Below are 13,306 nucleotides of genomic sequence, written 5' to 3' on the forward strand. Positions count from 1 at the left end.
CGGCCTGCGCGCGCAGCGTATCCGTCCCCGGCGGCCCGGCGGACCGGCCGGTACGACAATATCGGGGGCATCCGGAGCGGTTGCGGACGTCCGCCCGGCGCAGAGCCGGCACACCTGGGCCTGCCCGGGCCGCCGGGATCCGTTCCGGCGGCTGCCGTCCACGATCAGCGGGGTGCCCGGCCGCCGGCCACCGGGCGGTTCCGTACCGGCTCTCCCAACGGGTACCGGCCGGGCTCGGTGACCCGCGCGGCCCCGCCCCGCGGCCCCGTCAGGACACCACGTCCTTCGCGCGGAAGTGGCGGAAGGCCAGGGCGAACAGAACCAGGGCGTAGGCCGTGGAGACGGCGGCGCCGCGGGCCATGCCGCCCCACTCCAGTTGCGGCTGGAGGGCGTCGGCCCAGGCGAACTGCCAGTGCGCGGGCAGGAACTGGCGCCAGTCGCCGAGGGCCGTCACCGCGTCGAGGACGTTGCCCACGATGGTCAGGCCGACCGCGCCGCCCACCGCGCCCAGTGGGGCGTCGGTGACCGTGGAGAGCCAGAACGCCAGGCCGGCGGTGACCAGTTGGCCGACGAAGACGAACGCGACGACGATCCCCAGGCGGACCAGCGCCGTTCCCGGATCGAGCGAGCCCCCGGTCGGCAGCTCCAGGCCGCCCCAGCCGTACACCGCCGTGCCCGCCACCAGGCCGACCAGCGGCAGCAGGACCATCGCCGCCGCGCTGAAGGCGAGGGCCACGGTGAGCTTGCTCAGCAGCAGACGCGAGCGCGGCACCGGTGACGCCAGCAGATAGCGCAGCGACGACCAGCTCGCCTCGGACGCCACCGTGTCCCCGCAGAACAGCGCCACCGGCACCACCAGCAGAAAGCCCGCCGAGACGAAGACGCACGCCATGGCGAAGTTGAGGCCGGAGGCGGTGGCCGTGTCGATCAGGGAGATGCGGCCGTTGCCGCCGCGCTCGTCCGGGTCGCCGCCGATGGCGAAGGCGGCGATGAGGATGAACGGCAGGGCGGCCAGGATGCCGTAGACGACGAGCGTCCGGCGGCGGCGCAGTTGCCGTACGGCCTCCACCCGCAGGGGCAGGGTGTGGCGGGGGCGGTAGCCGGGGGCCGTCTCCGGGGCGGTGTCGCCGGTCCCGGGGGTCCCGGTTGCGGCGGGCCGCCGTTCCGCGGTGGCGGTGGCGGTGGCCCCGGCAGCCGTGGCCGTGGTTCCCTTCGCCTTCGCGTCGCCTGCCGTACCGGGCTTCGCCGTACCGGGCTTCGCCGGGCCGGAGCCCGGCGCCCCGGCGCGCGTCCCGCCGTTCGCCGTTCCCGTGTGCGGCGCTCCGCTGCCGTTCGCCGCCCCGGCGGGCGGCTTGCCGGCGTTCCCGGCCCCGGCGCCGTTCGCGCCGCCGTCGCCGTTCGCTGCGGTGGGGTCCGGAACCCCGCCGGACGGTCGTTCCGTGGGGCCGGTCACGCGGCACCTCCGATCAGAGTGAGGAAGGCGTCCTCCAGGCGGCGGTGCGGGCCGATCCGGTCGACGGGGACACCGAGGCGTACGAGTTCGGGGAGGAGCTGGGATGCGGTCATGCCGTCGAGCCGGACCAGCAGTCCCTCCTCGGCGCGGACCACGGAGCCGACGCCCGTGAGGGCCGCCACCTCGTCCACGCGCTCGTCGGACACCGGTCCGCCCGCGACGCCCACCAGCAGGGTGTCGCCCGAGCCGGTGATCTCCGCGACGGGTCCGGCGCTGACGAGCCGGCCCCGGTCCATGACGACCAGGTGGGTGCAGGTCTGCTCGACCTCGGCCAGGAGGTGACTGGAGACGATCACGGTCCGGCCGCCGGAGGCATAACGAACCATGACGTTCCGCATCTCCCGGATCTGTGGCGGGTCCAGGCCGTTGGTCGGTTCGTCGAGGATCAGCAGATCCGGCAGGCCGAGCATGGCCTGGGCGATGGCGAGCCGCTGCCGCATGCCCTGCGAGTACGTGCGGACGGCGCGCTCCAGGGCGTCGCCGAGCCCGGCGATCTCCAGGGCCTCGTCCAGGTGCGCCTCGTCGGCGGGGCGGCCGGTGGCCTGCCAGTACAGCTCCAGATTGGCGCGGCCGGAGAGGTGCGGCAGGAAGCCGGGACCCTCGACGAACGCGCCGACCCGGGAGAGCACGGGCGCGCCGGGCCGGATCGCGTGCCCGAAGACGCGGATCTCGCCCGCGTCGGGGGTGATGAGCCCCATGAGCATCCGGAGGGTGGTGGTCTTGCCGGCGCCGTTGGGGCCGAGGAGGCCGAGCACCTGGCCGCGTTCGACCCGGAAGGAGAGGTCCTGGACGGCGTACCGGTCGGCCGATTTGGCGTAGCGCTTGCCGAGTCCGGTGATCGTCAGCGGGACGCCGGCGAGCGCCGGGTCGGGCGCGGGGGTGGTGACGCGGCGGCGGCCGGTGAGCAGCAGGACGGCGCCGAGGGCGGCACCCGCGAGCGGCAGGCCCCAGACCCAGGCGGGCAGGCCGCTGTTCTCGCTCGCCAGACCGGGGGCGGTGGGCACGGTGAGACCGGTGTCCGCCAGGGAGACGCGGTACTCGGCGGGCTCCAGGGGCGAGGCATAGCCCATGTCGGTGGCGGAGAGGACGAGCCGCATCCGGTGCCCGGCCTCGAACTTGTGGTCGATGACGGGGAGGCGCAGCTCCACGGTGCGGCCGCCGTCCTCCCCCGCTCCCCCGACCCGTACGGGGGCGACGAGCTGGGAGGGCAGCAACTGGCTGCCGCTCGGGCCGACGTCGTACACCTTGGCGAAGAGCACCGCGTCCTCCGTGTCGGAGGCGACGCGCACCCGGGCCGTCGGAGCGCCGGTGACGCGAACGGCGGAGGCGAGCGGTTCCGAGTCGAACGCCGCCGACTGACCGGGGAAGTCCAGGGCCACGCCGGCGCCGAAGGCCGTCAGCTGGGCCGCCGCGCCGGAGAGGCCGGGGACGGAGGAGACGGCGGCCGGGGTGCCGCCCGCCGGACTGGTCACGGTCTGCGCGCGGCCGGCGAGGCGGACGGTGCGGGTCTTGTCGCCGTCGAGGCCGGGGTAGTGGTCGCCGACGGCGCCGCTCAGCTGCACCCGGCCGTTGGTGGAGTCGAAGCCGCCGGTGCGGCTGACGCGGAAGGCGGCCCCGGTGTCCGTCTCCTCGTCGCCCTTGAGGTGCCGGTCGAACCAGGCGCCGACGCGCTGCCGGACGCGTTCGGTCTCCTGGTCGCCGCCGTCGTGCCCGCCCGCGATCCAGTCGACGGAGACGGGCGCGCCGTTCTCCTTGATCTGGCGGGCCATGGCGTCGGCGTGGCTCAGCGGGAAGAGGGAGTCGGCCTGTCCGCCGATGACGAGGGTGGGGGCCTTGATGCGGTCGCCGACGGCGACGGGGCTGCGCTCCCGCAGCAGTTCCACGGCCTCGGCGTCCGGCTTCCCGGCGACGGCGACCCGTTCGTACATCTCGCACAGCGCCGTCTCGAAGCGCCCGCAGGAGCGGTCCCCCGTGAGCGGCTCCGGCCGGAAGGGCGCCTCGGGGGCCCGGCCCCCGCCGCCTCCGCCGCCGGTGGCGCCGCCCGTGTCACCCGCGCCGCCCGTGCCCCGGCCGGCTCCGCCGCCGTCCGGCGCGTCCTCGGGGGACGGGCCCATGTCGGTGGGGAAGGGGGTGGAGCCGGTGGTGAAGAAGATGCCGGACCAGAGCTTCTTGAAGACGCCGTTCGGGAAGAGCGCCTCGGAGAGGTCCCAGTAGGTGTTCTGGGCGGCGATGGCGTCGATGCGCCGGTCGTGGCCGGCCGTCAGCAGCGAGATCGCGCCGCCGTACGAGGCTCCGGCGATGCCGACGCGCGGGTCGCCGTCGGCGTCGAGCTTCACCTCGGGGCGCTTCGCCAGCCAGTCCACGAGCCGCCGCACGTCGGCGACCTCGTTCTCCCTGTCGTTGAGCCCGATCCGGCCGGTGGACTTCCCGAAACCGCGCGCCGACCAGGTGAGGACGGCGTAACCGTCGCGGGCCAGGCCCTCCGCCTGCTCGTGCAGATCCTTCTTGCTGCCGCCGAAGCCGTGCGCCAGCAGCACCGCCGGGCGCCGTCCGGAGGCGGGGCCCGCGGTGTAGAAGGAGGTGTCGATCCGCACGCTGCGGCGGGCCGCGGGCCCCTCGCCGTCGCCGTCCGTGTCACCGCCGGGGGCCGGCATCGTCAGATACCGGTCCTCGCGGTGCACGCCGGCCGGCTCGTCCGCGACGGCGGCCCAGGTGCCCGCGCCCGCGACGAGGGCCACCGCCACCGCCCCGGCGGCCAGCCGGCCCCGTCCGCGGGGCAGGGCGCGGGGCAGCCTGAGCCGCCCGGGGGTCCGGGGCTGTCGAGAATCCATGCCCCTGAGCCTACGCAGCACCGCCGGCTTCACACCTGTCCCGGGTAGGACCCGCGACCCCTCTCAGGGGCGTACATCCTGGACGCCGTGTACAGCGGACGCGGTATACGCAGCCCCCGAATGGGAACGTCCGTTCGGGCGGAAGAGGTACTTCCCCGCCCCTTCGGCGACCGCGCCACGCAAGCGGTGGGCCGGCAAAGACCAACCAAAGGTGCATCATGGGATGAATTTCACGAAACGGTACTGCCATCCGGTGGGCTGACGAGACCGTCCCCGGGCACCCCGCAGCAGCCCAGCGCGCCGAGACGCTCTCCCGGCGGCCCGGCCGGGTGCCGGTTCCGTTGTCCTCCGCAGAGCCGTGGGGCCGCACATGAACTGGTTGTCGTCACCGTTCCTCACGCAGTGGGCCCTGCCCGCCGGGCTGAGCGCGCTGGTGGCCTGGATCTGCCTGGTACGGCAGTACCACGGCAAGGGGCGGCTGCTGGGAACCTGGCGGTCCGCTCTGCTGTCGGCCGCCGTGGTCGGGGTCATGGCCGCGATCGCCCTGCTGGCGGTCGCCCTGCTCCCGCTGCTCGCCGAGGTGCCGGCCGCCGCCGTCGGAGTGGCCACCGGCGCCGGAGTGCTGCGCCGCGGACGGGCCGTGCAGCAGGACACCACCAAGCCGTTCCTGACCTTCCTCACCCTCGGCACCACGCATCTCCTGGAGCTGCTGGAGGCCCGGATGGAGACCGACTGCGCCGACTGGTGCGACGACATGGTGAGCGGGGTCGCTGACCCCCACCAGATGCGGATCTTCGTCCACGCCGTGCGGCTGCACCTGCTGGCCCGCCATGCGGACAAGGCGGGCCGCAAACTCGCGGAAGAGCGGTTCGCCGAGGCCGAAGCCGCGCTCCAGCGGGCCATCGAAACCGAAGCCCGGACCGGCGGACCCTGCCGGCCACCCGGCCGCGACGGCCTTCCCGAGCCGCGCCGCGACCGCCGCGACCGCCGCGACCACGGCGACCGCGGCGACCGCGGCGACCGCGGCGACCGCGGCGACCGCGATGACTGCGGCGAGGCGGAGCGGGTGGAGTGCCTGCGGGCCCGGGGAGAGGCGCTGCACAGCTGCAAGCTGCTGCTGCGGGTCGCCTATCTGCTCGGCCGGCGCTCCGACCGGTGGCGGCTGCTCGACCTGCTGGACGGGGCGGCACCCGCCGGTCGCCGCCGGGACGCCCCGCTGCCCACCCAGCGGCACCCCCACCGGCGGTGGTTCGGCCGGTCCGGCCGGGTCCGGAACGGCCTGGGCAGGCGTACGGCGCCGGGAGCGGAAACGGGACCGGGAGCGTCAGAGCCGCGACCGGACGACGCCACCGCGCAGGCTTGACGCGCCGTCGCCCCCGGTCTCGTCCGACCGCCTGGCGCTCTGCGGGCGCGGCGTATCGGTGAACCGGATCTCCACACGGGCGCCCATCGCGGCGGCGGCGCCCGCCAGGGACCGGACGGTGAGGTTGGCGTCCCCGGAGAGAATCTGGCTGACCCGGCCCGGGCTGACGCCCATGAGCCTCGCCAGGTCCGACCGGGAGAGCCCGCGGGCGGCCAGCTCGCCGGCCAGCGCGGTCGCCGCCTGCCGTGCCAGCTTCGCGGCGGCCGCGTCGGTCTCGCTCTCGCCACGCGCCATGAATGGCATGGTGTCAACCCCCCAGATCGGCATGTTCCTTGGGACGGCGAGGTCTCTGCCGCCAGCATGCCACCTTTAGCTCCGGCTGAACGGCGCTGCGAGGTGTTCCGACACGCGGACCGCCCGGTGTGGCCCTGGTGCACCGCGGGGCCACACCGCCTTTGAGCTGGAGAGATCACGGGTGGGTGAACCACCGCGCGGGGCCGGGGATTCACCCCGGCGCGGGCCCGCCATCCGCAGGCGCCGGTACGGCATCCGTGCGGTGTCCGGGCGGTTCCGGTGCCACGCGCGGCTCCGAACCGCGTCCGCCACCACGGCGGGGGACGGAGGCGGGATGTCCTGTGCCGCCGTGCTGTGAGCGCGTGCCATTGACGTCCGAGCGAGGGCGGGACGGCACGGCGACGGCGGTCCGCCTGCGTCAACGGCTCCAGTAGTCGCGGCGGGGCAGTTCCACCCACACATCCGGAGGTCCCACCACGGCACGGCTGTCGGCCGGACGCAGTCCCGCATAGGCGCAGGAAAAAGCCACGGCGTTGTACAGGTAGAGGTACGAGGCCAGCACCTCCTCGGAGGTGTCGTCCTCGCGCGGCCCCCCGCCCGGGTGCAGGTCCCAGCCCTCGACGACGCCATGCCGGGCGATGCTGCCCTGATTGCCGCTCTTGGGGTTGGCGTACAGGCCGTAGCAGAGCGTGCCGGCGGACAACCGGGTCAGCACACCCGGCATCTGCGGCGCGTATCCCCAGGGCTGTGTCACGACGCAACCGCCCGGCACGGACGTCACGCCGATGATCCGCAAGCTCTCGTCCATGTCGTACTCGTACGGATCCTCCAGCAGCTCTTCGATGACGTCGCCCTCCACCGGCGCCGCCTCCAGACGGCGCACCGCCTCGGCCGCGTCGATGCCGGCCACGCAGGCCAGCCCCATACCGTCGTGGTGGAATGCGCCCAGTGCCGTGATGAGCCGACCGGCCTCTTCCGCTGCCGCCCGCTCCGTGTCGGTCAGGCGTATCCCTTCCGGCACCGGGAACAGGTCAGGCGTCGGTCCGGCCAGACTCAGCCTCCCCGGTGACCAGCCGCCGATCGACGGCCGCCAGGGGTCGGCCCCGGCAGCGGCGAGGGCTCGTGCGTTGTCCGGCTTCCTGGACACGACGGCCTCCCAGAGCGCCGTCGCCCCGTTCTCCAGCGCGTCCACATCCGCAACCCGGGCGGCCAACTCCGCGACGACCGCCGGGGACCCGAACACCGCCGCGCGGTGCAGCGGCCGGCCTCCGCTCCATTTCTCCGGGTCGGCGCCTTCGTCGAGACGCCGGCGAATCTCGTCGGCATCCGTCCAGTCCCAGCCCATGCCGGTCCAGCCGTGGCCCTCTGCTGCCACCGATCCCCCTCCACCATGTCGTGTGTTCTCGCGCTACACGCTCGCACACGGGTCTGACAGCGGACACGGGAGACGGGGCGCGGAGCAGCGCCCCCGGGGGGACGAACTCGACCGACAGGAACGCGTTCGCGGGGACCGGCAGTTCGAGGTCCGGTGCCTCCGGCGACGCGAATCCGCGGCGCGGGCGGCTGGTGGCGGCCCGCGTCACAGGTACCGCCTGCGCGCCGCCGCGTGACGCTCGTACTCCTCGCGGGCTCTGCGGGCGGCCGGGCGGGTGGCGGTCCCGGCCACCGGTACGTCCCACCAGGCCTGCGCGCCCGGCACCCCGCTCTCCGTTTCCGTGCCCGCAGCCGCTTCCCTCTCCGGTACCGCCGCTTCCGGTTCCGCCGCGAGCTCCACATGGACGCAGACCGGCCGGTCGCACGCGCGGGCCACCGCCAGAGCCTCCCGCAGCTCCCCCGCCGTCCCCGCGCGCAGCACGTCCATGCCGAGGCTGGCGGCGTTGGCGGCGAGGTCGACGGGCAGCGGGTCGCCGGTGTAGCTCCCGTCGGCGGCCCGGAAGCGGTAGGCGGTGCCGAAGCGTTCGGCGCCGGTCGCCTCGGAGAGCCCGCCGATGGAGGCGTAGCCGTGGTTCTGGAGCAGCACGAGCTTGACCGGGATGCCCTCCTGGACCGCCGTGACGATCTCCGTCGGCATCATCAGATACGTGCCGTCGCCGACCAGCGCCCAGACGGGCCGGCCGGGCGCGGCCAGGGCCACCCCGATGGCGGCCGGGATCTCGTATCCCATGCAGGAGTAGCCGTACTCGACGTGGTACTGGCGCGGGGAACGGGCCCGCCACAGCTTGTGCAGATCGCCGGGGAGGGAACCGGCCGCGTTGATGACGATGTCCTCGTCCCCCACCAGCGCGTCGAGGGCGCCGAGGACCCGGGCCTGGGTGGGACGGGCGGCGGGATCGCCGTTCCCCGCGAAGGCGCGGTCGACGCGCTCCTCCCAGCGGGCCCTGGCGCGCCCGTACGCGTCCTCGTACGCGCGCTCCACGCGATGGCCGGCGAGGGCGTCCGTCAGCGCGCCGAGTCCCGCACGGGCGTCGGCGACCAGCGGCAGACCGCTCATCTTGTGGCCGTCGAACGCGGTGATGTTCAGGTTGACGAAGCGGACGCCGGGGGCGGCGAACAGGGTGCCGGAGGCCGTGGTGAAGTCGCTCCACCGGGTGCCGACGCCCAGGACCGCGTCCGCGGTACGGGCGAGATCGTCGGCGGTGGCGGTGCCGGTGTGCCCGATGCCGCCGACGTCGGCCGGGTGGTCGTGGCGGAGCGAGCCCTTGCCGGCCTGGGTGGAGGCCACGGGAATGCCGGTGGCGTCGGCGAGCGCCGCGAGCGCCTGCTCGGCCTCGCTGTGGTGAACGCCGCCACCCGCGACGATCAGCGGGCGGCGGGCGGCGCGCAGGACGGCGGCCGCCTCGGCCAGGGCCTCGGCGTCGGGCGCAGGACGGCGGACCCGCCACACCCGCTCGGCGAAGAACTCCTCCGGCCAGTCGTACGCCTCGGCCTGCACGTCCTGCGGGAGCGCGAGGGTGACGGCACCGGTCTCCGCCGGGTCGGCGAGCACCCGCACGGCCTGCAGCGCGGCGGGGATCAGCGCCTCGGGGCGCGTCACCCGGTCGAAGTACCGGGACACCGGCCGCAGGCAGTCGTTGACGGACACATCACCCGCGGACACCGCTTCGAGCTGCTGGAGCACCGGGTCGGCGGGGCGGGTGGCGAAGGTGTCACCGGGCAGCAGCAGGACGGGCAGCCGATTGACGGTCGCGAGGGCGGCGCCGGTGACGAGGTTGGTGGCGCCGGGGCCGATGGAGGTGGTGACGGCCTGCGCGGAGAGCCGGGCGGTCTGGCGGGCGTGGGCCACCGCGGCGTGCACCATGGCCTGCTCGTTGCGGCCCTGGAAGTACGGCATACGGTCGGCGCCGGTCTCCAGCAGCGCCTGGCCGAGGCCGGCGACGTTGCCGTGGCCGAAGATGCCCCAGCAGGCGCGGATGAGGCGGTGCCGCTCGCCGTCGCGTTCGGTGAACTGCCGCGCGAGGAAGGCGACCAGGGCCTGCGCGACGGTGAGACGGCGGGTCCGGCCGCTGCCGGTGGCGGTGCCGGTGCTCACGGGCGGTCTCCTTCGAGGGACGGGGACGGGGACGGGGACGGGGACGGGGAAGGGGCGCCGGCGCCGGGGAGGCCGGTGCCCGCGGGCCCGGGTCGCGCGCCGCCCGTTCCGGCGCCGGCGGTGGCGGTGGCGGTGGCGGTGGCGGCTCCGGCGGCGCTCGGCGCGGCGCCCGCGGGCGGGACCTCGGGCGCCCGGTGGAAGGGCAGCCGGGGGTCCGCGGGCTGTTCCGGCCACGTGGCGCGGACCCAGGCGTGGTCCGGGTGGTCGCTGATCAGCCAGGCCCGCTCGTCGGCCGGGCCCGCCATGACGTTGAGGTAGTACATGTCGTGGCCCGGGGCCGCGATGGACGGACCGTGCCAGCCGTCCGGGACGAGCACGGTGTCGCCGCCGCGGACCTCGGCGAGGAGGTCGCTGCCCCGGCCGCGCCCGGACGGACTGACCCGCTGATAGCCGAGCCCCGGGGTGCCGCGGGGCGCGGCCGCGATCTCGAAGTAGTAGATCTCCTCCAGCTCGGACTCCCGGCCGGGCAGATGCTCGTCGTGCTTGTGCGGTGGATACGAGGACCAGTTGCCCCCCGGGGTGAGCACCTCCACCGCGATCAGCTTGTCGGCCTCGAAGGCCCCGGCGGCGGCGAAGTTGTTGACCTGGCGCGAGCAGGTGCCGCCGCCCCGCAGCTCGACGCCGACGCCGGAGGCGGGCCCGTAGCGGGCGGGCAGCCGGCGTCCGCAGCGCGCGCCGGGCAGTGCGAAACGGCCGCCGGTGGGCGTGGTGATACGCGCCCAGGACTCACGGGGCACATAGGCGAAGTCGGTGACACCGCTGAACACATCGTCCCGGCCGTGCAGTTCGAACGTCTCGTCGAAACTCTCGCCGCCCGGGGTGACGGTGAGGATCTCGACGGTGCAGCCGCCGCTGAGCGGCAGGACGATCCACTCGCTGCCGCCCGCGTCGAACCCGTGGGAGCCGCCGGGCGGCAGATCGAGTACGCGCAGGCCGGCGAAGCCCCAGCCGGCCCGCTCCGGTTCGACGACGGTCGTGTACGGGCCGGTGGCCGTGACCCCGGCGGGGAGATGGAGACCGCCGGGAGGCCCGGGGCGGCGCCCGGGGTGGTCGGGATGGCCGGGGTGGTCCGGGTGGCCGGGGTGGTCCGGGTGGCCGGGATGCTTGAGGTGATCGGACGTCATGGTGCGAGTCTCCCCACGAGCGCGGGAGTATCCCGGACGGCCGGGACGCCCTGGATGCTCCGGATGGCCGGGGAGGCCCGGGACGGCCGCGACGGCTTCGGGCGCGGGATCTCCCGCGAAGCCCGTCACGGGGTGAGGGCCGCTTCGACCTCGGCGGCCGTCGGCATGGCCGCGGAGCAGGCCAGCCGGGAGGCGACGATCGCACCGGCCGCGTTGGCGTGGCGCATGGTGCGCTCCAGATCCCAGCCGGCGAGCAGTCCGTGGCAGAGCGAGCCGCCGAACGCGTCTCCCGCGCCGAGGCCGTTGACCACCTCCACGGGCACGGGGGGCACTTCGGCCGTGGTGCCGTCGCGGTGCATCGCGAGCACACCGCGCGGGCCCTGCTTGACGACGGCGAGTTCCACGCCGGCGTCGAGCAGCGCGCGGGCGCAGTCCTTCGGCTCCCGCAGCCCGGTGGCGATCTCGCACTCGTCGAGGTTGCCGACGGCGACGGTGGCGTGCGCCAGGGCCCGCGCGTAGTGGGGGCGCGCGGCGGCCGCGCGGGCCGCGCGTGCGGCCGGGCCCTCTCCCCCCGGGTCCGCGGCGGGGGCACCGGCGGGGCTTGCGCCGGGTGGGGGCCAGAACACCGGGCGCCAGTCGAGGTCGAAGACGGTGGCTCTCCCGGCGGTGCCGCCGGAGGTCCGGTCCGGGCCGCCGGCCGTCCCGGACGGGCCCCCGGCCGGCGAGGGCCCGGAGGCCGGGGGCCCGGAGCCGGCGAGCCCGGAGCAGGAGCGGGCCTCCAGTGCCGCCAGCGTCGCCGAGCGGCTCGGCTCCTCACACAGCCCGGTGCCCGTCACCCAGAACACCCGTGCGGTCCGGATCGCGTCGAGGTCCAGCTCACCGGCCACGATCTCCAGATCCGGGGCCTTCGGCTGCCGGTAGAAGTAGAGCGGGAAGTGGTCCGGCGGAAAGATCTCGCAGAAGGTCACCGGCGTCGGCAGCCGCGGCACGGCCGTCACCCACCGGTCGTCCACCCCGAACTCCCGCAGCGCGCGGTGGACGTACTCCCCGAACGGGTCGGACCCGGTGCGGCTGATGACGGCGGTGCGCCGGCCCAGCCGGGCGGCCGCCACCGCGACATTGGTGGCCGAGCCGCCGAGGAACTTCCCGAAGGTCTCCACCTCCGCCAGTCCCGCCCCGGTCTGCAGCGGATAGAGGTCCACCCCGGTCCGGCCCATCGTGATCAGCTCATAGGGGGCGTCGTCCGGGTCGGACGGTGTGCCGGTGGCCTCCGGCTCGGTGCGCTCCGGCATGGTGATCCCCTCGGCTCGGTGCGGGTCCGTCGCGGTCGCGCCCTCGTGTCCGGTTCCGGCCGCGCAGCGTGTCCATGTTCTGTCCTGACATGCAGTCGCCACCCCTCTGGGGGATTTGACCGTACGTCCGTATGTCCGGACCTTGTCTTGACACGCCTCCCGTCGGGCAGGAGGCTACCGGGCATCCCTGCCCGTCCCCTGTGCCGCCGACACGGGAGACACCGCCTTCTCCGGTCACCCCGCGACCGATGAGAGGAGAGCACGTCACATGACCGCAGGACCCCCCGCCTCCGCCACGCGCTCCGCCTCGTCCGCCCTGCCCCTCGACCGGCTCCGGATCGGCTCCGCCCCCGACTCCTGGGGGGTGTGGTTCCCCGAGGACGACCGCCAGGTGCCGTGGCGGCGCTTTCTCGACGAAGTGGCGGACGCCGGCTACTCCTGGATCGAACTCGGCCCCTACGGCTATCTCCCCACCGATCCCGTCCGCTTGCGGGACGAGACCCGGCGCCGCGGCCTGCGGGTCTCCGCCGGCACCGTCTTCACCGCGCTGCACCGTGGTCCGGCCGTCTGGGACGCCACCTGGGCCCATGTCTCCCAGGTCGCCGAACTGACCCGGGCGATGGGCGCCGGGCACCTCGTGGTCATCCCCTCCTTCTGGCGGGACGACAAGACCGCCGAGATCACCGAGGACCGGGAGCTGACCCCCGATCAGTGGCGGGACCTCACCAGCGGCATGGAACGCCTGGGCCGCGAGGTCCGCGACCGCTACGGCCTGGAGATCGCCGTCCACCCGCACGCCGACACCCACATCGACGGCGAGGAGAACGTCACCCGCTTCCTCGACGCCACGGATCCCGCCCTGGTCCGGCTCTGCCTGGACACCGGCCATTACGCCTACTGCGGCGGTGACAGCGTGCGTCTCATCAAGACCTACGGGGAGCGGATCGGCTACCTCCACCTCAAGCAGGTGGACCCGGAGGTCCTGGCCCGGGTGGTCGCGGAGGGCGTGCCGTTCGGGCCCGCGGTGGCCCAGGGCGTGATGTGCGAGCCCCCCGGCGGCGTACCGGCCCTCGAACCGGTGCTGAAGGCCGCACAGGGACTCGGCGTCGACCTCTTCGCCATCGTCGAGCAGGACATGTACCCCTGCGAGCCGGACCGCCCGTTCCCCATCGCGGAACGGACCCGCAGATTCCTGCGGAGCTGCGGGGCCCGGTAGTACGGCAGCCCCGCAGCCCGACCGCTCGGCAACCGGCGGCGCGGCAGCCGGCGTTGCCGCACCCGGAGCACCCGAACACCCGGC

9 protein-coding genes are annotated in these 13,306 nt (G+C 74.9%); 2 read left to right on the plus strand and 7 right to left on the minus strand.

What is annotated here, in order from left to right; genetic code table 11:
* Positions 1–268: 268 nt before the first annotated feature.
* Both KBZ10_RS03150 and KBZ10_RS03155 read right to left on the minus strand, forming a co-directional pair.
* Complete coding sequence (locus KBZ10_RS03150) at positions 269–1,081, minus strand: ABC transporter permease (protein WP_210986076.1); 813 nt, start codon at positions 1,079–1,081, stop codon at positions 269–271.
* Between the two features lie 368 nt (positions 1,082–1,449).
* The gene (locus tag KBZ10_RS03155) at positions 1,450–4,344 is read right to left on the minus strand and encodes an alpha/beta fold hydrolase (protein ID WP_210985905.1); all 2,895 of its coding nucleotides are present in this window, start codon (positions 4,342–4,344) and stop codon (positions 1,450–1,452) included.
* Positions 4,345–4,714: 370 nt separating this feature from the next.
* Between KBZ10_RS03155 and KBZ10_RS03160 the strand changes: the two genes are divergently transcribed.
* Complete coding sequence (locus KBZ10_RS03160) at positions 4,715–5,707, plus strand: hypothetical protein (RefSeq protein ID WP_210985906.1); 993 nt, start codon at positions 4,715–4,717, stop codon at positions 5,705–5,707.
* On the opposite strand, the gene KBZ10_RS03165 is transcribed toward KBZ10_RS03160, so the two are convergent.
* From KBZ10_RS03165 to iolC, 5 genes are all read right to left on the minus strand, one after another.
* The gene (locus KBZ10_RS03165) at positions 5,669–6,001 is read right to left on the minus strand and encodes a helix-turn-helix transcriptional regulator (protein ID WP_210985907.1); all 333 of its coding nucleotides are present in this window, start codon (positions 5,999–6,001) and stop codon (positions 5,669–5,671) included. The two genes, KBZ10_RS03160 and KBZ10_RS03165, sit on opposite strands and share 39 nt — an antisense overlap.
* Positions 6,002–6,419: 418 nt before the next feature.
* Entirely contained in the window at positions 6,420–7,376 is a 957-nt protein-coding gene (locus KBZ10_RS03170; protein WP_210985908.1) for an ankyrin repeat domain-containing protein, read from the minus strand.
* A 204-nt stretch (positions 7,377–7,580) separates the two neighbouring features.
* Complete coding sequence (gene iolD, locus KBZ10_RS03175; protein ID WP_210985909.1) at positions 7,581–9,530, minus strand: 3D-(3,5/4)-trihydroxycyclohexane-1,2-dione acylhydrolase (decyclizing); 1,950 nt, start codon at positions 9,528–9,530, stop codon at positions 7,581–7,583.
* The gene (gene iolB / locus KBZ10_RS03180) at positions 9,527–10,714 is read right to left on the minus strand and encodes a 5-deoxy-glucuronate isomerase (protein ID WP_210985910.1); all 1,188 of its coding nucleotides are present in this window, start codon (positions 10,712–10,714) and stop codon (positions 9,527–9,529) included. Before iolB ends, iolD begins: the two co-directional genes overlap by 4 nt.
* A 125-nt stretch (positions 10,715–10,839) precedes the next feature.
* Positions 10,840–12,006 (minus strand): 5-dehydro-2-deoxygluconokinase, encoded by a 1,167-nt coding sequence (gene iolC, locus KBZ10_RS03185; protein WP_210985911.1) that lies wholly within the window; start codon positions 12,004–12,006, stop codon positions 10,840–10,842.
* Positions 12,007–12,274: 268 nt separating this feature from the next.
* Here iolC and KBZ10_RS03190 point away from each other — a divergent pair, with 268 nt between their 5' ends.
* Positions 12,275–13,222 carry a sugar phosphate isomerase/epimerase gene (locus KBZ10_RS03190; protein WP_210985912.1) on the plus strand — a complete coding sequence of 316 codons (948 nt, stop codon included), beginning with the start codon at positions 12,275–12,277 and terminating at the stop codon, positions 13,220–13,222.
* Positions 13,223–13,306: the final 84 nt, after the last annotated feature.

Source organism: Streptomyces sp. F63 (assembly GCF_018070345.1).
Taxonomy (GTDB): Bacteria; Actinomycetota; Actinomycetes; order Streptomycetales; family Streptomycetaceae; genus Streptomyces.